We start from the raw sequence: 22,116 nt of genomic DNA on the forward strand, positions 1-22,116 counted from the left end.
CGATGACATCGGGAGCGGAGAAGTTCCGGGCCTTGCATCACGGCGGGACGCCGCTGATCCTGCCGAACGCCTGGGATCCGGTCAGTGCCAGGATCATGGCCGAGGCAGGCTTCCCAGCGATAGCGACCAGTAGCGGCGCGGTCGCACGCGTCCTCGGGTACGACGACGGTCAGCTGACCCCACCGGCGGAGATGTTCACCGCTGTCGCCCAGATCGCGCGGGCGATCGACGTACCGGTGACTGCTGATCTGGAGGCCGGTTACGGCCTGGCGCCGAAGGAGTTCGTCGACCGCGCGCTCGAGACCGGAGTGGTCGGCTGCAACCTGGAGGACTCGGTGGACCGTGTGCTCACCGACCCGGCGCGGCAGGCCGACTACTTGGCCGAGGTCCGCGCCGCCGCAGGTGCGGACCTGGTGATCAACGCCCGGGTCGACGTGTTCATCCGCGGTGGTGATGTGGCCGACGCCATCGCCCGCGGCCGGGCGTACCGCCGCGCCGGCGCCGACTGCGTTTACCCGATCATGGCCCCGACCGACGTCCTGGCCGAGGTCGTCGAAGGTATCGGCGGACCGATCAACGCCCACGCAGCGATCGGCGGTCCGACCGCCGCTGAGTTGATCGCCGCCGGCGCCCACCGCATCTCCTACGGCACCAGCATCCACACCCACCTGATGAACAACCTGCGCGAACTGCTCCCCTCACTCACCTGAGGCCCTGAGGGCATAAACCAATGCCCAGTCCTGGTCGTTGGCCAGCGGGTCGGCGACATGGGCGGGCTGTCCGTTGACGCAGCTCGGGTAGACGAAAGCGCAGGTCGCGGAGCCGTCCGGGGAGAAGTTGACCAGGTTCGCGCGGAGGATCGAGTCCGTCGCGGCATCCAGCCAGGCCGCCGTCGACGGCTCGACCAGTTCCCGCGGCCAAGCGGCGTACACAGCTGCACTCAGCACGGACCAGTAGTGCGGGAAGACGTCGCCCCACAACCGCAGCCGGCCGAACCAATACCCGTCCCAGTGCCGGATCGCGACATGCCGCAGTCGTACGTCGGGCTGATCGGCGGCGAACGCGGTCAGCCACGGTAACCGGCGATTCAGCTCCGCGCCGTCGATCTCGTCGGGCGCCATCCGGTACGCCGCCACGAGTAGCTCGAGCAAGGGCGCGACCATCGACTGCTCGTAGTTGACCTCGTGCGGCGGCAACTCGTCGCCGTACGCGATGAACTGGCGGGCATGCCGGATGAGGTGATCGCGCATCCCGAGTTCGCTCAGCAGCGGACCGAGGTCGAACGCCAGGAAGTGATCGCCGCCGAGTTCGTAGTACCGGTCGAGGATGCGCGCGGCAGCTGTCCGATCGCCCTGCCCGAGCAGGAACCTCGCGAACCACGGGAAGTTGTACAGCCGCACCCGGTCCTGATGAATGCTGTCGTCCTGGACCGTGCCGTCCTCGTCCACCACATGCTCGCGGACAAAGCGCTCGTACCCCGCCAACGCGTCGTCCAACTCGGCCCGATCACCCCAACCGCGATCACGGACCTCCTGCAGCAGCAGCGCCATCCCGATCCGTTCGCGCGCATCGGACCAGTCCGCCCATGCACCCGACAGCACAGTGAGCCCACTGTCGTTGTCGTACGGCACGAAGGCGTACTGGCGACTGTCCGCCAGCTCCGGCCGGCGCTGCCGCTCGAGGATGAACCGCACCCGCCGCTCGGCGATCTCGCGTAGTGGCTGATGGAACAGTACGGCGATCCGGGCGGTCCGCTTGCCGTCCGTCGCCTCGACGTGCACCAGACCGGGCTCGTCGCTCGTGACCGCACTCGGACCGTCTCCGGTGAGCTGGATCGTCTCCCCCACCTCGGCGGCCAGCCGGTCAGCGCCGATGAGCGGCTGCCGGTCCGCATGGAATCCCGGCAAGTCGTCGTACCAGGCCAGCTGCCAGGTCCACCGGTACGACGCTCCCGGCGCGAGCGTGATCGGCGGCTGACCGCCCATCGCGTGCTGCGCGCGAGCGTGGTCGGTCGGGTGAAGGTAAATGTGCCCACGAACGTTGCTGCTCGTCCCCGGCTCGCGCGACTCCACCGAGTACGCCCACAGTTCGCCTTCCTTCAGCTGCAGACCGAGCCCGGGACCGCTGCCGTCCATCGGCACCGCCCACACCCATGCATCCGCGCCACCTGTCCACACATGCGCGTGCACAGCCCCCGTCAGACTCTCCCGACTCGAGCGATAGATGTCGCGGTACGGCGTACTGATCGCAATCGACCCGACCGTCACCGGCTCGGCCCCGGCGTTCCGTAGCTCGTAGGTCTCCGTCCACTGCTCGCCGAAGCGGCGGCCGACGCGCAGTTCCAGCTCACCCAACTGGTAGAGCAGATCGAGCCCGGTCTGCCGCCAACGCACGAGCGCCGGGTCGTCGAAGCGGTGGCTGCCACGGTCCGTGATCACGAAACCCTTGCCCCAGGCGTGCAGCGTGTCGTGCACGGGTCCGGGATCGAGCAGGACCCGCCGTCCGTCCGGGTGGACGACCTGCTCGACCGCCCCGTCGTCACCGACCTGGACCGTGCCCGGACCGAATGCGAAGATTTCCACGATTTCCCAACCTATCGATGTCGAGCGCACCGCATCGGCTTCGTCCCCCTGATGAGAACACCTCCGAACGGAAGGATCCGATCATGACCAAGGACGAGATCGCAGCGGTACTGGCCAAGCCCCACTCGCAGGCGTTGATCACCGGCCCCGGGCCGGCCCGGTTCGCCTACGACGGACTCGACGGCGCCCCCAGGGTGATTCCGATCGGCTTCTGGATCGAGGGCGACCGGATCCAGATGGCCACCGTGCCGAAGGCGGCGAAGGTCGCGGCGCTGCGGAAGAACCCGAAGGTCGCGCTCACCATCGACAAGGGAGCCTTCCCGCCGAAGGTCCTGCTGATCCGCGGCACCGCGGAGGTCGAGGTGGTGCCCGGCGTCCCGGAGGGCTACCTGCTGGCCGGGCACAAGGTGATGACCGACGAGCAGTACCCGGACTGGGAGGCCGGAGTGAAGGGTCTGTACGACGAGATGGCCGTCATCACCATCACCCCGACCTGGGCCAAGCTCCTCGACTTCGAGACCACCATCCCCAAGGCGGTCGAGGATCTGATCAAAGAGAAGTCGTCGTGATCACTCGCTGACGCCGCGGCTCAGGAACACCGCAGCGATGAAGGTGCGGAACAGCCGCAGCGGATCGTCATTGCGCAGGGCAACGATCTTCTCGTCACGTCGCTCGACGCCGCGGAGTTCGCAGGCCAGTTCGGCCAGCGCGCGGTTGTGGTACCGGATGGTCAGCTCGGCCGGCAGCGTGATGGTCGGCAGCCGGAAGTCGGCCAACCGGTCCACTGCACGCTGCGCACCGTCCCGGATCAGCTCGCGGGCCGTGTCCGGATGCACGGACAGGGCGGCGTTGTGCGAGACCGACTCCTTGACGACGACGGACTCGATGTCGGGGCAGAACGGCTGCGCCTCGTCGATCGTCACCCGGTCGCCCGAGATGAGGACGACGGGAACCCCATGGGCAAGCGCAACCAGTGCGTTGACCCCGGCCTCGCCGGCGATCTCACCGTTGAGGCGTACTTCGGCGATCGCCCTGGGGTTGTACGTGTGGAAGAGCACCGACGACGTGGAGTTCGCCGACCCGTGGTACGAGATGAACAGGGCCGCGTCGAAGGAGTCGTCGAGGCCTTCCATCATGTACAGCGGCTTGTGCCGCCCGGACAGGTAGCCGGCACGGCCGTGCAACTCGTCCGGGCGGAGATTCTGCATCGTCGAATGTGAGTCGTTGACCAGAAACTCGGTCGCACCCGCGGCCAACGCGCCGTCGATCGCGGCGTTGACCTCCGCCTGCAACTGTCCGCGGTAGTACTCGTACTCCTGTGCGGGACCGCGGACCTGGCCCCAGTCGACGACCCCCGCCGTACCTTCCATGTCAGTCGACAGGAACACCTTCAAGGGTCAGGACCACCACTTCTGACCGAGAGCCTCGTCGGTCTGGCCGGTGGTGTCGAGGGCGTCCAGCGCGGAGACGGCTTCGGCGTCGAGTTCGAAGTCGAAGACTGCGAAGTTCTCCTCGATGCGCTCGCGGTGGGTGGACTTCGGGATGACCGACAGCCCCTTCTGGACTGCCCACCTGATCAGGACCTGTGCGGGGGTGTGGTCGGTGGCAGCCGCGATCCGCGCGACCACCGGGTCGCCGAGGTGCCGTCCGGTTCCCAGCGGGCTGTAGGCCTGGGCGACGATCCCTGCGTCCTCGCAGGCTGCGACCAGGGCAGCGCGGTACTCGAACGGGCTGAACTGGATCTGGTTCACGGCCGGCTGGATCTGGCTCGTCTTCAGAAGCTCCTGGACCTCGGCCGCGCTGAAGTTCGAGATGCCGATGCCCTTGGTCAGGCCGGCTTCAACGGAGGCTTCCATGCCGGGCCAGGCCCACGTCGGTCCGCTCTGCGGCCAGTGGATCAGGTACATGTCGAGGTAGTCGGTGCCGAGCCGCTCCAGGCTCTTCTCCGCCTCGGCGCGCGGGTCCTTGTTGCCCGGGTAGAACTTCGTGGTGAGGAAGATGTCCTCCCGCGGGATCCCGCTGCTGCGGATCGCCCGCCCCACACTCGCCTCGTTCCGGTACGCCTGAGCCGTGTCGATCAGCCGGTAGCCAATCTCGAGGGCCCACTCGACCGCCCGCTCCGTCTCCGGCCCGTCCGCCGCCTGCCAAACCCCCAGCCCAAGCACCGGAATAGCCCCACCGTTCGAGAGCCTCAGAGTCGCCTCAGCACTGTTAGCCGTCATGTACTCCTTCTACCACGCCCACAACTCGCGAGCACGACAGCAGTTGCCCCACGGACACCTACAGCTTGTGGGCGTGGCGGATGACGTCTACTACGTCGGACATCATGCCGGTCAGGTCGTAGTCCTTGGGGGTGTAGACAGCGGCTACTCCGGCGGAGCGGAGTTCTCGGGCGTCGGCGTCGGGGACGATGCCGCCGACAACGACCGGTACGTCGTCGAGGCCGGCCGCACGCAGTCCGGACACGACCGCGGGGACGAGCTCCATGTGGGAACCGGAGAGGATCGAGAGGCCGACGCAGTGAACGTCCTCGGCGACCGCGGCGGCGACGATCTGCTCAGGTGTGAGACGGATGCCCTGGTAGATGACCTCGAAGCCGACGTCGCGGGCGCGGACGGCGACCTGCTCGGCGCCGTTCGAGTGGCCGTCCAAGCCGGGCTTGCCGACCAGGAAACGCAGGCGCCCGCCGAGCTCCTCCGACGTGGCGGCGACCTTCTCGCGTACGGCGGCGATCGCCTCACCACCACCGGAGACGCCGACCGACCCGGTGACCCCGGTCGGAGCGCGGTACTCGCCGTACATCTCCCGCAGGACCCCTGCCCACTCCCCCGTGGTCACGCCCGCGCGGGCGCACTCGAGGGTGACGGGCATGAGGTTGTCCGTGGTCTTCGCAACCGCGCGCAGCTTGCCCAGCGCAGCCTCGACTGCTGCTCCGTCACGGCTAGCCCGCCACTCGCGCAAGGACGCCAGCGCCGCGCTCTCAGCAGCGGGATCAACAGTCTGGATGGCGGTGTTCAAGTCCGCGGTGAGCGGTGACGGCTCGGTGTTCTCGAACTTGTTCACCCCGACGACGACCTGCTCGCCGGACTCGATCCGCTGCCAGCGTTCGGCATGCGACGCGACCAGCGCCTGCTTCAGGTACCCGCTCTCCACCGCGGCGACCGCACCACCCATCGCCTGGACGCGATCGATCTCCTCGCGAGCGCCATCGACCAACTCGGAGACCTTCGCCTCGATCACGTGTGATCCGTCGAAGATGTCGTCGTAGTCGAGCAGATCGGATTCGTACGCCAGCACCTGCTGCATCCGCAGCGACCACTGCTGGTCCCACGGCCGCGGCAGCCCGAGCGCCTCGTTCCACGCCGGCAACTGGACCGCACGGGCGCGGGCGTTCTTCGACAGCGTGACTCCGAGCATCTCGAGCACGATCCGCTGCACGTTGTTCTCCGGCTGCGCCTCGGTCAGGCCGAGCGAGTTCACCTGAACGCCGTACCGCAACCGCCGTGCCTTCGCGTCCGTCACGCCGTACCGGTTCAGCGTCAGGTCGTCCCAGAGCCGGACGAACGCGCGCATCTTGCAGGTCTCCTCGATGAACCGCACCCCGGCGTTCACGAAGAACGAGATCCGCTGCACCACGTCGCCGAACCGCTCCGGCGGCACCTGGCCGGCGTCCCGAACACGATCCAGTACGGCGATCGCCGTCGACAACGCGAACGCAAGCTCCTGCACCGGCGTCGCGCCGGCCTCCTGCAGGTGGTAGCTGCAGATGTTGATCGGATTCCACTTCGGGATGTTGGCGACCGTGTACGCGATGACGTCGGTGGTCAGCCGCAGGGACGCGTCCGGCGGGAACGCGTAGGTGCCGCGGGACAGGTACTCCTTCACGATGTCGTTCTGCGTCGTCCCGGTCAGCTCATCGGGCAGTGCGCCCTGCTCCTGGGCCGCGACCTGATACAGCGCGAGCAACCACATCGCCGGCGCGTTGATGGTCATCGAGGTGTTCATCTGCGCGAGCGGGATCTGGTCGAACAGCGCCCGTACGTCGCCCAGGTGCGCGATCGGTACGCCGACCTTGCCCACCTCGCCCTTGGCCAGCGGATGATCCGCGTCGTACCCGGTCTGGGTCGGGAGGTCGAACGCGACCGACAGACCGGTCTGGCCCTTGGCCAGGTTCCGCCGGAACAACGCGTTCGACTCGGCAGCGGACGAGTGGCCCGCGTACGTCCGCATCACCCACGGTCGATCCTTCTCGGTCGCCATGTACCCGAGAGTAGGACTCTGTTCCCTTGTGAGTCGCGACCTCGTGACCGGTGTCACCAGGGGATTGGGTCACATTCACGCGCCGACGGGAAGCGGGCTCCGCTCGACCCGCAGGACCCGGTGCAGCCGGGTGACGGCGAGGATCCGGATGACCGAGGGCATCGGGTGCCACAGGACGAGCTGCCGCCCGAGCGACTGCGTCCGGCGGTGGGTGGCGACGAGCAGGCCGAGACCGGTGGCGTCGACGGCGTCCACCCGTTCGAGGTCGACGATGACGTCGCCCACGCAGGTGTCGATGACGGTGTTCAGGGTCTGCCGGACGTCGCCGACGGTGCGGACGTCCAGGATGCCGGTCAGTTGTACGACGTTGTTCGGGGTCGGTGCGAGCATGTCCGTGCCCTCCGCTCTTCCGGCGGCCCCCGAGTCATCGGCCGCGTGGCAGCGTGTCCAGCTGTGTGATCGTAAAGACTCCCCGGAGACACGGAAGGTTGCCAAGACCTCGCGACCTTTTATTTCGCGAGACAATGGTGTCCGTGTTCGGTGAGGAGTACTTCGTCTTTCCGGTCGTGGCCATCGCCCTGGCCGGGCTGATGGTACTGCTTTGCCGCTGGGCTTTCTCGAAGGCCAAGGGCGGGTCGCTGGTTCGGCGGGTCGATTCCCGTCCCGCCGAGCGGGACGCGTTCGGGCTGCTGATCGACGTCCGGACCGTGCGGACCTACAACGAGGCGCGGATCAAGGTGTCGATGCTGAAGGACTTCGGTATCAAGGCGACCGCGGCCCGGACCAAGGAGGGCTGGACCGTCTACGTGTGGCCGAACGACGAGGCCGCCGCCCGCGGGCTGCTCGACACCCACTGATCTTTCTCCCGCACGCGTGTCCTCCGGAGAGCGCTCTCGCGCGTCTAGCCGCCGGGGTCAGGAGATCGAGGCGGGGTCGCGAGAAGGGGTCTGGGGACATCGGGCAAGAAGTGGGTGAGCCGACCGGCAGCACAGCAGACGCGAGGAGTTCGATGACGCCCGACGTGGCTCTGGCCACCCTTGCGTTCCCCGGTCGGCTGCCGGCTGCCGCCGTACCCGCGGAAGCAGACGAGGACGGGCGGCTGCTGGAGGCGTCGGTGCGGGAGCCGGACCGGTTCACGCCGATCTTCGACAAGTACTTCCCACAGGTGCACGGGTACGTCGCCCGCCGGCTCGGCGCGGATGTCGCGGACGACCTGGCGGCGGAGACGTTCCTGATCGCGTTCCGGCAGCGGGACCGGTTCGACCGGCGCAGCGGGGTGGTGCGGGCGTGGTTGTACGGCATCGCGACCAACCTGATCCGACGGCACCGGCGGGACGAGGTCCGCGCGTGGCGGGCGCTGGCGAAACTCCCACCACCCCTTCCGGTGACCGGAGCCGAGGAGCGGATCGCCGCGCAGGTCACCGCTCAAAGCACGAGACGCGAACTGGCCGCCGCCCTGGCGAAGGTCTCGGCCAAGGACCGCGAGGTACTGCTGCTCGTCGCCCTGGGCCAACTCACGTACGACGAGGTGGCCGCGGCGCTCGGGATCGCGTACGGCACGGTCTGCTCCCGTCTGTCCCGGGCCCGCCGGATCGTCCGGGAATCACTCGGCCACAACCCCACGGGAGGTGACGCCTGATGAACGAGCTCGACTCCGTCCGCAAGGCGTTCCCCTCGGCTGATGCCCCTTCCCCGGAAGCGACCGCCGTCGCACGCCAGCAACTCGACGGCTTGATCCGCGAGCAGCGCGGACCCAGCCGGTGGTTGGTGGTTGCGCGGGCCGGTTGGGTGGGAACTGCTGTGACTGCCGCGACGGCAGTGGTTGCTGTGGTCGGGCTCGGTGTCCCGTTGGTGCGTGGCACCGGGGGCGGGAGTGACGTCGGAGTGGCGCCCGCAACGGTGACTCCGACGACCCCTCGGCTCGCCACCGCCAGTCAGGTGCTGATCGCGGCCGCGGTGCAGCAGGAGAAGAACGAGAAGCTGTCCGGGAAGTTCTTCCGGGTGCGCAGCCTGCAGGTGGGGCCGACCGTCCGCGTGGGACAGCCGAAGTACACGGTGCAGGGGCGGTCGATCATCGAGAGCTGGATGCCGATGAAGCCCGGGGTCGAGTCGTGGTTCGGCTGGGCGGGGCTCGGCTACGGCCCGGCGACGGCGACCGACGTAGCCAAGTGGCGCGCCCAAGGATCACCGAAGACCTGGCAAGTGCCGGGCGACCGCGATCCGCTGAGCAGCCGGGCCATGGCGCCCGTCATCCACGAGATGTCGTTCCGGGACGTTCCTCCTGGCTACTTCCTGACCGGAACCACGCCGCTCAGCGCCCAGCAGATCGCGGTGCTGCCGACCGATCCGGCACTCCTCCGCGCCTACCTCGTCACAGCGGCCGACCCGCTACCGACGCCCTCCGATCGTGACTACGCCGTGTTCGCTGCTGCCGGCCAGCTCCTGTTCGAAACCCCGTCGCCACCGAAGCTGCGCGGCGCCGCCCTCCGCGTGCTGGCCGCACTTGCGGGGACACGCATTCGCACCGGAGTCAAGGACCCGATCGGCCGAGTCGGGACGGAGATCACCATCGACCTGCCGAAGGCCATCCCCAGCGGCTCCACCACGACTCTGGCGCGCGGCCGCAGCGTCTACATCATCGACGCCACCACCGGCCGGCTGCTCAGCTCGACGATCGAGGGCCTGAAGGGCGGCTCCACCGTCGTGCTCGAGTCCGGCTGGACCGACCAGAGTCCGAAGCCCCCTTCGCCGACCGTCCGTTGACCGGTCTGTACCGCTGGCCACTGCATGGTCACGGAACGTATTCGTCGTAACGCCGAGTGCCACCACAACGATGAGGCAGGCACTGCCCGTGAGGCATCGAATACTGGAAGGGACTTCCTCTTGAAGAGAATGCGACGTGCTGCGCTGGCTATCGCCGGGGTGGGCCTGCTCGCCGCCGCTGCGGTTCCGGCAACCGCCGCCACGCCGAAACCCGACAACTACCGAGCCACCGGCAAGTCGGCCGGCAAGCTCCCGACCACCAAGGCACAGGCCGCCACGGCAGCCTGCGGCATGGGGGTCGGAGCGGTGAACGCCGTCGGTACCGCCGGCGGCTACGACATCACCGCCACCCGGCCGCCGTCGGTTCTGCCGCTGGAGACCTTCAAGCTCTTCAACGTCCGGGCCAGCACCACCTGGTACTTCACCGACGGCGCCCAGCAGGACTACTACTCCAGCCTGATCCTGCAGGGCTCCAACCTGTACGGCTCGATCGTCAGCTACAACGACGTCGCGCCGGACCCGGACCTGGCCACCGTCAAGCTGGGCACCGGCTGGACCAGCTTCCGGGCGATCGCGAGCTCCAACTACGTCCTGGGCGCCGCGCCGCACTCGTTCCTGTACGGGCTGCACTCCAACGGCTCCCTGTACCGGTACACGGTGGGCGAGACGGTCCGCGCCTTCGGCTCGGCACCGGGCTTCGGCACGGTCAAGGCGATGACGCTGATCGCCGAGACGGCGTCGTACGACACACTGCTCGTCTCGCTGACCGGCGGTTCGCTCTACACCGTGCGGGTGCCGGTCACCAACCCGATGAAGCCGATCGTGAAGAAGGTCCGCAGCACCGGGTTCGCGGCGTACGAGTCGCTGATCGCACAGCGCTGCGGCGCGGCGAGCACGCTGCTGTCGGCGTTCGACAACGACACCAAGACGGTGACCGTGTACGCCGTCAGCCGGGCCACCGGCGAGTCGACCGTCATCAACAACTACGGCAGCGCGCCGGCCACCTTCGGCGGTACGGCGAGCTTCCTCCTGACCGGCGACGCGGGTCCGCAACTCGTCGGCGAGTGAAGTGGGGGTTGCTGGCGGCGTCTAGGTCGTGTCTGGTGATCCCACGCCGTAGCGAGCAGGTGCTCGGTGCGGTAGGCGGGGGATTACCAGACACGGCCTAAGGTCGTTGTATGGGGATTCTGCTGGAGCTGGATCTGACCCGGGGTGTACTCGAGACGCCGCCTGCTTCGCCGGTGGCCGCGTTCCGCGCGCGGCATCTGCCGACACTGCGTGAGCTGGTGGCGGCGTTGCGGAAGGGCGCGCGGGACGACGAAGTCGTCGGCCTGGTCGCGCACCTGGGCGGGCATCGGTTGTCGCTCGCCCAGGTGCAGGACCTGCGCGAGGCGGTCGCCGACTTCCGGACGTCGGGCAAGACCGCCTTCGCCTGGACGGAGTCGTTCGGCGAGGCCGGCGGCGGGACCGTCCCGTACTACCTGGCGACCGCGTTCGACGAGATCTGGGTGCAGCCGTCCGGTGAGCTCGGCATCACCGGGGTCTCCGTGGGGGCGATCTTCGTCCGCGGGGCGCTGGACAAGGCCGGAGTGATCCCGCAGTTCGGCAAGCGGCGTGAGTACAAGACCGCCGCTGACACCTTCACCGAGAAGGAGATGACCGGTCCGGCGCGGGAGATGGCGTCCCGGCTGGCCGAGTCCGCGTTCGAGCAGATCGTCGAGGGCATCGCCGTACGACGACGGCTGGACACCGCTCGCGTGCGGGAGCTCGTGAACACCGCACCACTGTCCGGACAGGCCGGACTGGACGCCGGACTGGTGGACCGCCTCGGCTACAGATCCGATGTGTACGACGCCCTGGAGAAGGGTCTCGGCGAAAGCACCAGACTGCTCGCCGAGCGGTACATCCGCCGCGGTCCGCGCACGCTGGAGGAGCTCCGCAAGGTCCTCCCCTGGCCGCAGAAGCCGATGGTGGCTGTCGTCCGCGTCTCCGGCGGCATCAACGTCGGCCGCAACTCCAGCAGCCCGCTCGGTGGGCCCAGCTCAGGGTCCGACACGGTCGGCGCCGCGCTGCGTGCCGTGGCCGAAGAGGACAAGGTCAGGGCAGTCATCCTCCGGGTCGACAGCCCGGGCGGCTCGTACGTCGCCTCGGACGCGATCCGCAACGAGGTACTGCGGCTGCGGTCCACCGGGAAGCCCGTCATCGCGTCGATGGGCACAGTGGCTGCGTCTGGCGGGTACTTCGTCGCGATGCCGGCCGACGTGATCGTCGCGCAGCCCGGCACGATCACCGGATCGATCGGCGTACTGACCGGCAAGGGCGTCGTACGGGACGCACTGGGCCGGATCGGGATCACGCAGGAGGCCGTGTCGGAGGGTGAGAACGCGCGGATGTACTCCGCGCAGGAAGAGTTCACCGACGAGCAGTGGGCGCGCTTGGAGGAGACGCTCGACCGCATCTACAAGGACTTCGTCGCCAAGGCCGCACTGGACCGCGGTCTGCCCGAGGAGCAGCTGGAGTCCCTGGCCCGGGGCCGGGTCTGGACCGGCGCCGACGCTCACGACCGCAAACTGGTCGACGAGCTCGGTGGCTTCCAGCACGCACTCACGCTGGCCTGCGACCGAGCCGGTCTGGACCGCGACGAGGTCGCCCTGGCGACAGTCCCGCATCGCAACCTGCTGGAACGCCTCCGCCCGCCGACAACCACAGACGACCTCGCTGTGACCATGCAACCACTCACCCTCGACGGCCTGACCACGAGCCTCTACAGCGCCCTGGGCCTACCACCCGCCGGCCTGCTCCGGATGCCGCTCAACTGGCAGCTGGGGTAAGCGACTCGCCGCTGGTTCAGAGCGTGGGCGTCAGACCTCCGTCAATGATGATGTCCGCGCCGGTGAGGTTGGCGGCCCGGTCGCTGGACAGGAAGACGACCAGGTCGGCGACCTCCTCCGGACGGGTGAAGCGGCCGGTCACGGAGCCGGCCGCGGCCTGGGCTGCCACGTCGCCGGGGTCGGCGCCGACTGCCCCACCGACCGTCTCGGCCACGCCGCCCTTGCCCAGCCACAGATCGGTCGCGACCGGACCGGGGCTGACGGTGTTCACCCGGACACCACGCGGCCCCAGCTCCTTGGACAGCGACTTGAAGTAGCTGAGCGACGCGGCCTTGGCGGCGCTGTAGTCGATCACCAGTGGATCAGGAAGGGTCGCGTTCACCGAGCAGACCGTCACGATCGCTCCGGACCGCTCGATGAGTGTCGGCATCGCGGCCCGGGTCGTGCGGACGGCAGAGAGCAGATCCAGGGTCAGAGTCTCGAGCCAGTCCTCGTCCGTGACCGAGCCGGACCCCGCCGGCCGCGGCCGCACCATGCCGACGTTGTTGACCAGGATGTCGAATCCGCCGGTCATCGCCAGTGCCTCGTCGATGAACCGGCCCGGGCCGTCCGCCGTCGCAAGATCGACCGCGATCGACTCCACCGGCAGCGAGCCGAGGTCGCCGCCGACGGTCCGCGCGCCGGCGACGACTTTCGCGCCTTCGGCAAGCAGAGCCCGGGTCGTCGCCAGCCCGATCCCCCGGCTGGCACCGGTGACCAGTGCTGTCTTGCCACTCAGGTGCAGGTCCATCCGCAGTACCCCTTGCTCATGCGTTGATCGGAACGTTTACGGGGTGCGCTCGCCGCCTGGGACCCAGAGGACGTCGCCGCCGGAGGAGAGGTTGGCTACGCGGCCCAGGATGAAGAGTAGGTCGGACAGGCGGTTCAGGTACTGCAGGGCCAGCAGGTTGACGGAAGGGCCGTGGGTTTCCACTGCGGCCCAGCCAGCGCGCTCGGCCCGGCGGACGACGGTGCGGGCGACGTTCAGGTAGGCGGCGCCCGGCGTACCGCCCGGGAGGATGAACGAGCGGAGCTTGGTGAGGCGGTTGTTGTACTCGTCGCACCAGCCTTCCAGACGGTCGACGTACTCCTGGGTGATCCGCAGCGGCGGGTACTCCGGGTTCGGCGTGATCGGGTTGCACAGGTCGGCGCCGACGTCGAAGAGGTCGTTCTGGATTCTGGTCAGCAGGACGACCAGAGTGCTGTTCAGGTGACCGGCCGCGATGGCCACGCCGATGGCGGAGTTCGCCTCGTCCACCTCGCCGTACGCCGCCAGCCGCGGATCGGTCTTCGAGGTCGTCGAATTGTCGCCCAGGCGGGTCTCACCGGCATCACCGGTCCGGGTGTAGATCCGCGTCAAGTTCACAGCCATGGAAGGACTCTACGCATGTCCGGGGACACCGGTTCGCTACAGTCGGCGGGTGGAACGGTTTCGGATCGCGGGTGAGGCACGGCTCGAGGGAGCCGTGGAGGTCGCTGGAGCGAAGAACAGTGTGCTCAAGCTGATGGCGGCCGCCCTGCTGGCAGAAGGTACGACGACGCTGCGGCAGGTGCCAGGCATCCTCGACGTGGCCTTCATGGCCCAGTTGCTGGAGACGCTCGGCTGTGAGGTCACGGTCGACGCGGAGGCGCAACTGGCGACGATCGCCGTACCGCATGAGGTCCGGTACCAGTGCGACTACGAGTTGGTGCGCAAGCTGCGGGCGTCGATCTCGGTGCTCGGACCGTTGCTGGCCCGCTGCGGCAAGGCAGAGGTGGCGCTGCCGGGTGGCGACAATATCGGCTCACGCGGACTGAACATGCACGTCGCCGGGCTGGAGTCGATGGGCGCGAAGGTGCACATCGAGCACGGTTTCGTGATCGCCGAAGCACCACAGGGCCTGCACGGCGCCGAGGTCTGGCTGGACTTCCCCAGCGTCGGCGCGACCGAGACGATCATGATGGCCGCGGTGCTGGCCAAGGGCACCACGGTGATCGAGAACGCGGCCCGCGAGCCGGAGATCCAGGACATCGCCGCGATGCTGGTCGAGATGGGCGCTCAGATCGACGGCGCCGGCACACCGCGCATCGAGGTGAGCGGTGTGGCCGGTCCGCTCAACCCGGTCGACCACACCGTCGTCGCGGACCGGATCGTGTCCGGGAGCTGGGCGTTCGCGGCCGCTATCACCAAGGGTGACGTGACGATCGCCAACGGACATGCCCACCACCTCGAACTTCCGCTGGACAAGCTGCATAAGGCCGGCGCCGAGATCACAGTGCTGAACCCAGGCTTCCGGGTCCGGATGGATGACCGACCGAAGCCGGTGGACGTGGTGACACTGCCCTACCCGGGCTTCGCGACCGATCTGCAGGCGTTCGTGATCGCGCTCAACGCGCTGAGTGACGGCGCTGCGATGGTGACGGAGAATTTGTTCGAAGGCCGGTTCACCTTCGCACAGGAGTTGACCCGTCTGGGCGCACAGATCCAGACCGACGGGCATCACGCCGTGGTTCGCGGCGTGCCGCGGTTGTCGGGGGCTCCCGTCGTGGCCAGCGACATCCGGGCCGGCGCAGCGCTCGTGCTGGCTGGGCTTGCGGCCGAGGGCGAGACGCTGGTGTCCGCGGCCCACCATGTGCACCGCGGCTACACGGACTTCGCCGGCAACCTTCGCCGACTCGGCGCCGACGTCACAGTCGAGCCGGACGACGCGGAACTGTACTGGAACTGAACCGGACTTCTCCGCGCACTCTTCTGGCACTCTGCCGCGCCCGCGCTCTGGGGCGGGTTAGGGTCCTGGCATGACTGAGCGCGTGATCAAGCCCCTGGGCCGTGGATTCCTCTTCCTGGACTCGCATCCGGCCGGTTGTGCCCGGATAGTTCGTGACCTGGCCGGCCAGGTCGAGCGCCGGGCACCAGAACGCCGTACCGCGCTCGTCATCGGCTCCAGCTCCGGCTACGGCCTGGCCACGACCATCGCAGGTCTCGCGCGCTACGGGATCGACGGGATCGGTGTGTCCTTCGAGAAGGCACCGACGGCTCGGCGTACGGCGACCGCCGGGTGGTACCGGACTGCGGAGACGGCTGTGCTCGCGGCCGAGTTCGGTCGAGACTTCCGCTTCTTCAACGCTGATGCGTTCGCGGACACCACGAAGGACGAGGTGCTCGGGCTGATTGCCGAGCGGTTCGGCGGCGTCGACCACCTGATCTACAGCGTCGCCGCGCCTCGGCGGGTCGATCCGAGGACCGAGGAGACGTTCCAGTCGGCGATCAAGGCGATCGGCGCACCGCACACCACCAAGAGCCTCGCCTACGAGGACGGGCAACCGGTTCTGCAGGAGGTCGGGATCGAGGTCGCGACCGACGACGAGATCGCCCAGACGGTCAAGGTGATGGGCGGTGAGGACTGGGCTCGCTGGGTCTCGGCGCTCGACGAGCGCGGGCTGCTGAAGCCCGGTTTCAACACGGTCGCGCTCACCTATATCGGGTCCGAGCTGACCGGGCCGATCTACCGGCAGGGCTCGATCGGCGCCGCGAAGGCGGACCTCGAGCAGACCGCGGTCACGCTCGCCAAGGACGGCGTGAAGGCGATGACGTCGGTGAACGGCGCGGCGGTCACCCAGGCGTCGTCGGCGATCCCGGGCATCGGTCTGTACGTCAGCCTGCTGCACAAGGTGCTCGGCGACGGGCTGCGGACTCCCGTGCAGCAGTCGGTCGCCCTGTGGGATCAGCTGACCGGCGAGACACCGCTGGATCTCGACGACGAGGGCCGCATTCGTCTCGACCGCTGGGAGTTGTCCGACGACGTGCAGGCCGCGGTTCGCGCGCAGTGGGAGTCCGCGACGCAGGACAACATCGCGGACGTTGCCGACACCGCGTGGTTCCTGGCCGAGGTACGGCGCCTGTACGGCTTCGACGTACCGGGAGTCGACTACGAGGCACCAACCGAGGTCGACGTCACCTGGCCCTGAGCCCCGGGCGTCTCGGGAAGGCTCTGCGCGTTCACCGCGCTCTTCACCACGCGATGTCGAACGCGGCGGGGACCTGTCACTTGACCCCGCGGACGTCCTGGTTCGTTGCCGAGGCACCGGCAGCGCGAGCTGTACCTGTAGCGGATGACAATGACCGCTGTGCCGTCACGCCGAGGGTGGGTGGCCGGGGACGGCCGGGTTCGGGGGTGGCGGCCGGCTCCGGGGAGGATATCTGCCCCCGATCGGGACTGCTCGGCTCCCCAAATCAGGAGGTTGATGCATCGGGGCTGCCGATGATGAGCCCGCGCCTGCGGATCCGGGCCCCCGAGCGTGCGGATCCGGGAGGCCCGCGGGTGATGCTCGCTGACGGGTTATGTCATCGCCGGCGGCATCTGAAGATGCTGTCGGCGAAATAACCGGCCAGTGGGCGCGTCACGGCCGGTTCGCTCGGTGTGTCGGTGGGTCCGTCCGGCTGACGATCAATCGCACGGGAGAGCTGACCCCGACCGGCGTGACCAGGACGACGGCGACAATCCAGGACGTCAACGTTGACCGGTCCACCGCGCAGATGGTGCTTCCCGAACCACGGATCCAGGCTCAGGCGCGGGCGCGGTATTTGCGCATCTTGTTGCGAGAGCCGCAGAGGGACATCGTGCACCAGCGGCTGCGACCGGCCGGGCTGCGGTCGTAGTACACCCAGCGGCAGGTGTCGGCGGCACACGCCTTGAGCCGCGGCCAGTTGCCGACAGCAACCGACGTCGCGATGTCCGCCGCGAGGCGGGAGACCAACGCCTGGACGCCGGTCAGGCCGTCCGCCGGGCGGACCGTCGCGCCCCCGTCGGCTGACAGCGCCAGCGTCAGCGGTGCTTCGGCGAGTAGCCGATCGAGCGCCGCGAGGGACTCCGCCGGTACGTCGATACCGGCGTGCGCCTGGCAGACGTCCCGCAGCGCCTCACGCAGTGTCAGCACCTCCGCGAGGTCAGCCCGACCGAACCGCGGACCGGACAAGCCGTGGTCAGCGCAGAACGCGCTCAGGTCCGCAGGGCTCATCAGCGCGTCCTGCTCCAGCTCCAGATCGACGGTGTTCACCAGGTCCTGCACAAGCGTCAGCGGCTCAGGGGCAGGGGTCCGCTCGCCGGGCTGAATCACAGTTGCCACGTTACCGGCCATGGGGCATGATCCGGTAACGGAGTTACTGGATGAGGCGGAGGTACTGGTAACGGTGGACGGCGACTTCAAGCGTTTCTGGGCGGGACAGACGGTCTCCGCGGTCGGCACCCACGTCACCGCGGTCGCGCTTCCGCTGACCGCAGCGCTGACCCTCGACGCGGGAGCAGCAGGCGTGAGCGCCATCGCGACGGCGACCTACCTGCCCAGCGCGGCACTGCCGCTGCTGACCGGGCACTGGCTCGAAGGGCGGCGCAAGCGCGGGGTGATGATTGCCGTCGACATCATCCGCGCCGCGGCGCTGATCGTGATCCCGCTCGCCTGGGCGATGGACCAGCTCAGCCTGCCGCTGCTGGTCGCGGTCGCCTTCCTGGTCGGCGCGGCGAGTGTGGTGTTCGACATCGCGTCGTTCGCCTATCTCCCCGACTTCGTCCCCGAGGCGGAGCTGCCGTCCGCCAACCGCGCACTCCAGGGCTCGTCCACCGCAGCACAGGTCGGCGGCCCGGGCCTGTCCGGAATCCTGGTCCAGTTGCTCGGCCCCGCCGTCGCCCTCCTCGTAGACGCCGTCTCCTACCTGGCCAGCGCTGTCGGCGTCGGCTCGGCGCAACGGCCGGAGATTGCTCCACACGCCACTGACGATCGGCCGGGTCTGTGGGAAGGCGTTCGGCAGATCAAGGTCAGCCCGTTCCTGCGTTCGCTGACCGCCCACGCCGCGCTCTACAACGCGTCGGCGCAGATTCTCGTCGTCAACCTCGTCGTCCTCGCGGTCAAAGAACGCGGCCTGTCCGCAGGCGGGTACGGCATCGCCCTCAGCGCCGGCGGCGCAGGCGCCTTCGTCGGCGCAATGCTCGGTCTCCGGCTGGCGAAACGCCTCGGCTACGGCCGCGCCTTCGGTACCTCTCTGGTCCTCTCGACCGGACTACCACTCCTGCTGGCGTTCCTCCCAGGCCGAGGCATCCAGTACGGCGTCCTCCTCGGCGTACTGCAGTTTCTGTCCGGCATCGGCCTCGGCAGCGCCAACGTCCTGTCCGTGACGATCCGCCAACTGCTCATCCCCCGCACCGCGCTCGCCCGCAGCAACGGCGCCTACCGCACCTTCACCTTCGGCGTCCTCCCGATCGGCGCCGCGCTCGGCGGCGTACTCGGCAGCACCTTCAGCACCACCGCGGCGGTCGCCGTCGGATCCATCGGCATGGCGTTGTCAGCCCTGCCGATGTTCGTCCGCGAAGTGAGAACCCTCGAGACCGCGGTGACTACAGCGGCTTGAAGGATGCCATTTCCAGGACCAGGTCCTCGGCCTCGTCCGAGGCGGCGAGGTCGATGCTGGCGGTGATGCGCCAGTCGTGGTTGCCCTCGGGGTCGTCGATGATCTGCTGGACCTCCCAGTAGCCCGGGTGCTCCTCGATCATGAACAGCGCGGGACCACGGGCCGCCGGACCGGTGCCGACCACGTCGTGCTCCGCGTAGTACGCCGTACCTGCCTCGGCCCAACGGCCGGCGTCCCAGCCCGACTCGGAGTCGAGTTGGCCGAGCTCGGCCCAGCGGTGCAGGGCGACCAGCTCGACCCGGCGGAACATGGCGTTGCGGACCAGCACCCGGAAAGCCCTGCTGTTCAAGGTGATCCGGCGCGGACCGGCCGGGACCGGCTCGGCCGCCTCCTCGGTGGTCGGGTTGGTCAGCTCCTCCCACTCGTCGAGGAGGCTGGAGTCGGTCTGCCGAACCACTTCGCCGAGCCACTCGATCAGGTCGGTGAGGTCCTCGTTCACCTTGTCCGGTGGCACCGTCTGCCGCAGCGCCTTGTAGGCGTCGCTCAGATACCGCAGTACGACGCCCTCCGACCGCGCCAGCCCGTAGAACCCGATGAACTCACCGAACGTCATCGCCCGCTCGAACATGTCCCGGACGACCGACTTCGGCGACAGGCCGGAGTCCGCGATCCACGGGTGCGTCTGCCGGTACATCTCGAACGTTGCCTCAAGCAACTCATTGAGCGGCTTCGGCCAGGTCACGTCCTCGAGCAGTTCCATCCGCTCGTCGTACTCGATGCCCTCGGCCTTCATCGCATTCACGGCCTCGCCGCGGGCGTGGTGCTCCTGCGCCCACAGCACCGCGCGCGGATCCTCCAGCGTCGCCTCGACCACCGACACCACATCCAGCGCGTACGACGGATCCTCGGGATCGAGCAGGTCCAGCGCAGCCAATGCGAACGTCGACAGCGGCTGGTTCAGGCTGAAGTCCTTCTGCAGGTCCACGGTCAGCCGAAGTGTCCGGCCGTTCTCGTCCGGCTCGTCGAGGCGCTCGACCACGCCGGCGGTGAGCAGCGTGCGGTAGATCTGGATCGCGCGGCGGATCAGCCGGACCTGGACCTTCGAGTCCTCGTGGTTGTCGCGGAGCAAATGCCGCATGCTCTCGAACGCGTTGCCGTCGCGAGCGATCACGTTCAGCAGCATCGCGTGGCTGACCCGCATCCTTGACTGCAGCGCCTCGGGCTCGGCCGCGACCAGGCGATCGAACGTGTCCTCGCCCCAGGTGACGAACCCCTCCGGCGGCTTCTTCCGCTGCACCTTGCGCTGCTTCTTCGGGTCGTCACCGGCCTTGGCCAGCGCCTTCACGTTCTCCACCACGTGATCCGGCGCTTGTACGACGACTGTGCCCGAGGTGTCGTAGCCGGCCCGGCCCGCGCGACCCGCGATCTGGTGGAACTCCCGCGCCTTCAGGATCCGCTGCCGGCGTCCGTCGTACTTGCTCAGTGCGGTGAGTACGACGGTCCGGATCGGGACGTTGATGCCGACGCCGAGGGTGTCGGTGCCGCAGATGACCTTGAGCAGGCCGGCCTGGGCGAGTTGCTCGACCAGGCGGCGGTACTTCGGCAGCATGCCGGCGTGGTGGACGCCGATGCCGTGCTTCACCAGCCGCTGCAGGGTCCGGCCGAAGCCCTTGCTGAACCGGAAGTTCCCGATCAGCTCGTTGATCTTCTCCTTCTCCTCCTTCGAGGAGACGTTGATGCTCATCAGTGCTTGGGCGCGTTCCAGCGCGGCGGCCTGGGTGAAGTGGACGACGTACACCGGCGCCTGGTGGGTGGTGAGGAGTTCCTCGAGCGTCTCGTGCAGCGCAGTGGTGACGTACTTGTAGATCAGCGGGACCGGGCGTTCGGCCGAGGACACGATCGCGGTCGGGCGGCCGGTACGGCGGGACAGGTCGATCTTGAACCGCTCGACGTCGCCGAGGGTCGCCGACATCAGGATGAACTGGGCGTCGGGCAGCTCCAACAGAGGCACCTGCCACGCCCAGCCGCGGTCCGGCTCGGAGTAGAAGTGGAACTCGTCCATCACCACCTGGCCGACGTCAGCGGCCGAGCCCTCGCGCAGCGAGACATTCGCCAGCACCTCGGCGGTGCAGCAGATGATCGGAGCCCCGGCGTTCACCGATGCGTCGCCGGTCAGCATGCCGACCTTGTCGGCGCCGAACACGTCGCAGAGCGCGAAGAATTTCTCCGACACCAGGGCCTTGATCGGCGCCGTGTAGAACGTCCGCCGTCCGTCCGCCAAAGCCGCGAAGTGCGCACCGGTGGCGACCAGACTCTTTCCCGAGCCGGTCGGCGTCGACAGGATCACGTTCGACCCCGTCATCACCTCGATCAACGCCTCCTCCTGCGCCGGGTACAACGAGATCCCCTGCTCCCCCGCCCACCGCGCGAAGGCGTCGTACAGGTCGTCAGGCTCGGTCGTCCCCGGCAGTTGCTCAGTCAGCGTCATCGATACCCATTGTCCCTGACTCCCGGTCATCGGCCGGAACCCGGATCCCCTCAACCAGCCGCCGTACGACGGACCGGTCGCCGGTGATGCTGGTCGCCGCATCACCCGCGGGCGGCAGCGCATGCCGCCCGAACGCCGCGAGCAGCTCAGCAGTGGTCGTCCGCACCACCGCGTCGGCCGCGTCCGGTACTGCGTGCGCGACCTCGGCGCCGGCCGAGGTGAGGCGTACGCCGAACACCCCAGCTGCCCCGTGGTCGTACAACTCGATCCGAATACTCGCGTCCCCACCGGCACCGGCATTGGGGCCGGCGTTGGCGTTTTCAGCGGCGTCGGCGCCGTGATTGGTGGCGGCAGCTCGGTTGGTGACGGGCGGGGCGTAGTACGTGCGGATGGTGAGCATGGCGCTGTCGGTGCTCACGAAGATCTGGTCGTCGGTCGGCGGCGCCTCCAGGGCCCAGGTTCCGAGCGCGATCACGATCGGCTCGAGGCGGCGTCCCCAGTCGGTCAGCTCGTAGACCTTGGCGGACGCCGGCGGTGGCAACGCGCCGCGGCGCAGCACACCCGCGTCCGTCAGCTCACGCAGCCGATCGGCCAGCGCATTTGGGCTCGCGGCAGGCAGCGCCGCCTGCAGGTCCGTGAACCTCTTCGGCCCGAGCAGCAACTCGCGCACCACAAGGAGCGCCCACCGCTCACCGACGATGTCAAGGCCGCGCGCAGTCCCGCAGGCCTGACGGTAGCCCCGCCGTACCGGCATCCGAACCTCCCGACTCT

Annotated in this window: 20 protein-coding genes; 10 read left to right on the plus strand and 10 right to left on the minus strand. The window is 68.6% G+C overall.

Features of this window, described 5'->3' with window-relative positions:
* Nucleotides 1-2: 2 nt before the first annotated feature.
* Nucleotides 3-710 carry an isocitrate lyase/PEP mutase family protein gene (locus tag E0H73_RS15555; protein WP_131355842.1) on the plus strand — a complete coding sequence of 236 codons (708 nt, stop codon included), beginning with the start codon at nt 3-5 and terminating at the stop codon, nt 708-710.
* On the opposite strand, the gene E0H73_RS15560 is transcribed toward E0H73_RS15555, so the two are convergent.
* The gene (locus tag E0H73_RS15560) at nt 699-2,582 is read right to left on the minus strand and encodes a hypothetical protein (protein ID WP_238164028.1); all 1,884 of its coding nucleotides are present in this window, start codon (nt 2,580-2,582) and stop codon (nt 699-701) included. The two genes, E0H73_RS15555 and E0H73_RS15560, sit on opposite strands and share 12 nt — an antisense overlap.
* Nucleotides 2,583-2,665: 83 nt before the next feature.
* Between E0H73_RS15560 and E0H73_RS15565 the strand changes: the two genes are divergently transcribed.
* Nucleotides 2,666-3,151, plus strand: a complete 486-nt coding sequence (locus tag E0H73_RS15565) for a pyridoxamine 5'-phosphate oxidase family protein (RefSeq protein ID WP_131355845.1) — start codon at nt 2,666-2,668, stop codon at nt 3,149-3,151.
* Here E0H73_RS15565 and E0H73_RS15570 read toward each other — a convergent pair whose 3' ends face one another.
* From E0H73_RS15570 to E0H73_RS15585, 4 genes are all read right to left on the minus strand, one after another.
* On the minus strand, nt 3,152-3,970 hold the full coding sequence (locus tag E0H73_RS15570) for a M55 family metallopeptidase (protein WP_238164045.1): 819 nt from the start codon (nt 3,968-3,970) through the stop codon (nt 3,152-3,154). It lies immediately after the preceding gene.
* A 9-nt stretch (nt 3,971-3,979) separates the two neighbouring features.
* Nucleotides 3,980-4,804: an aldo/keto reductase gene (locus E0H73_RS15575; RefSeq protein WP_131355851.1), complete on the minus strand. Its 825-nt coding sequence runs from the start codon at nt 4,802-4,804 to the stop codon at nt 3,980-3,982.
* A 58-nt stretch (nt 4,805-4,862) separates the two neighbouring features.
* Nucleotides 4,863-6,842 carry a protein meaA gene (locus E0H73_RS15580; protein ID WP_131355854.1) on the minus strand — a complete coding sequence of 660 codons (1,980 nt, stop codon included), beginning with the start codon at nt 6,840-6,842 and terminating at the stop codon, nt 4,863-4,865.
* Nucleotides 6,843-6,917: 75 nt separating this feature from the next.
* A complete protein-coding gene (locus E0H73_RS15585; RefSeq protein WP_131355856.1) occupies nt 6,918-7,232 on the minus strand; it encodes an STAS domain-containing protein in 315 nt (104 codons plus the stop codon).
* A gap of 134 nt (nt 7,233-7,366) precedes the next feature.
* Here E0H73_RS15585 and E0H73_RS15590 point away from each other — a divergent pair, with 134 nt between their 5' ends.
* The 5 genes from E0H73_RS15590 (at nt 7,367) to sppA (ending at nt 12,436) form a co-directional block, all read left to right on the plus strand.
* Nucleotides 7,367-7,699, plus strand: coding sequence for a hypothetical protein (locus E0H73_RS15590; protein WP_131355860.1), 333 nt, complete (start codon nt 7,367-7,369; stop codon nt 7,697-7,699).
* A gap of 152 nt (nt 7,700-7,851) precedes the next feature.
* Nucleotides 7,852-8,481 (plus strand): RNA polymerase sigma factor, encoded by a 630-nt coding sequence (locus E0H73_RS15595; RefSeq protein ID WP_131355862.1) that lies wholly within the window; start codon nt 7,852-7,854, stop codon nt 8,479-8,481.
* Nucleotides 8,481-9,605 carry a CU044_5270 family protein gene (locus tag E0H73_RS15600; RefSeq protein WP_131355865.1) on the plus strand — a complete coding sequence of 375 codons (1,125 nt, stop codon included), beginning with the start codon at nt 8,481-8,483 and terminating at the stop codon, nt 9,603-9,605. The genes E0H73_RS15595 and E0H73_RS15600 overlap by 1 nt, the downstream gene beginning before the upstream one ends.
* A gap of 120 nt (nt 9,606-9,725) precedes the next feature.
* Complete coding sequence (locus E0H73_RS15605) at nt 9,726-10,673, plus strand: hypothetical protein (RefSeq protein ID WP_131355868.1); 948 nt, start codon at nt 9,726-9,728, stop codon at nt 10,671-10,673.
* 110 nt (nt 10,674-10,783) lie between these two features.
* Nucleotides 10,784-12,436, plus strand: coding sequence for a signal peptide peptidase SppA (gene sppA, locus E0H73_RS15610; protein WP_131355871.1), 1,653 nt, complete (start codon nt 10,784-10,786; stop codon nt 12,434-12,436).
* Between the two features lie 16 nt (nt 12,437-12,452).
* Here the strand turns inward: sppA and E0H73_RS15615 are convergent, their stop codons facing one another.
* Together E0H73_RS15615 and E0H73_RS15620 are read right to left on the minus strand one after the other, a co-directional pair.
* Nucleotides 12,453-13,226, minus strand: a complete 774-nt coding sequence (locus tag E0H73_RS15615) for an SDR family oxidoreductase (protein ID WP_131355874.1) — start codon at nt 13,224-13,226, stop codon at nt 12,453-12,455.
* Between the two features lie 36 nt (nt 13,227-13,262).
* A complete protein-coding gene (locus tag E0H73_RS15620; protein WP_131355877.1) occupies nt 13,263-13,847 on the minus strand; it encodes a cob(I)yrinic acid a,c-diamide adenosyltransferase in 585 nt (194 codons plus the stop codon).
* Nucleotides 13,848-13,896: 49 nt separating this feature from the next.
* On the opposite strand from E0H73_RS15620, the gene murA reads away from it, so the two are divergent.
* Together murA and fabV are read left to right on the plus strand one after the other, a co-directional pair.
* Nucleotides 13,897-15,183, plus strand: a complete 1,287-nt coding sequence (gene murA / locus E0H73_RS15625) for a UDP-N-acetylglucosamine 1-carboxyvinyltransferase (protein WP_131355881.1) — start codon at nt 13,897-13,899, stop codon at nt 15,181-15,183.
* A 70-nt stretch (nt 15,184-15,253) separates the two neighbouring features.
* On the plus strand, nt 15,254-16,423 hold the full coding sequence (gene fabV, locus E0H73_RS15630) for an enoyl-[acyl-carrier-protein] reductase FabV (RefSeq protein ID WP_131355884.1): 1,170 nt from the start codon (nt 15,254-15,256) through the stop codon (nt 16,421-16,423).
* A 597-nt stretch (nt 16,424-17,020) separates the two neighbouring features.
* Here the strand turns inward: fabV and E0H73_RS15635 are convergent.
* Nucleotides 17,021-17,572, minus strand: coding sequence for a CGNR zinc finger domain-containing protein (locus tag E0H73_RS15635; protein ID WP_202867401.1), 552 nt, complete (start codon nt 17,570-17,572; stop codon nt 17,021-17,023).
* Nucleotides 17,573-17,591: 19 nt separating this feature from the next.
* On the opposite strand from E0H73_RS15635, the gene E0H73_RS15640 reads away from it, so the two are divergent.
* The gene (locus E0H73_RS15640; protein ID WP_131355890.1) at nt 17,592-18,857 is read left to right on the plus strand and encodes an MFS transporter; all 1,266 of its coding nucleotides are present in this window, start codon (nt 17,592-17,594) and stop codon (nt 18,855-18,857) included.
* On the opposite strand, the gene E0H73_RS15645 is transcribed toward E0H73_RS15640, so the two are convergent.
* Nucleotides 18,844-21,345 carry a DEAD/DEAH box helicase gene (locus E0H73_RS15645; protein ID WP_131355893.1) on the minus strand — a complete coding sequence of 834 codons (2,502 nt, stop codon included), beginning with the start codon at nt 21,343-21,345 and terminating at the stop codon, nt 18,844-18,846. The two genes, E0H73_RS15640 and E0H73_RS15645, sit on opposite strands and share 14 nt — an antisense overlap.
* Complete coding sequence (locus E0H73_RS15650) at nt 21,332-22,099, minus strand: winged helix-turn-helix transcriptional regulator (RefSeq protein ID WP_131355896.1); 768 nt, start codon at nt 22,097-22,099, stop codon at nt 21,332-21,334. Before E0H73_RS15650 ends, E0H73_RS15645 begins: the two co-directional genes overlap by 14 nt.
* Between the last annotated feature and the right edge of the window lie 17 nt (nt 22,100-22,116).

This window comes from Kribbella pittospori (assembly GCF_004331465.1).
GTDB classification, from domain to species: Bacteria; Actinomycetota; Actinomycetes; order Propionibacteriales; family Kribbellaceae; genus Kribbella; species Kribbella pittospori.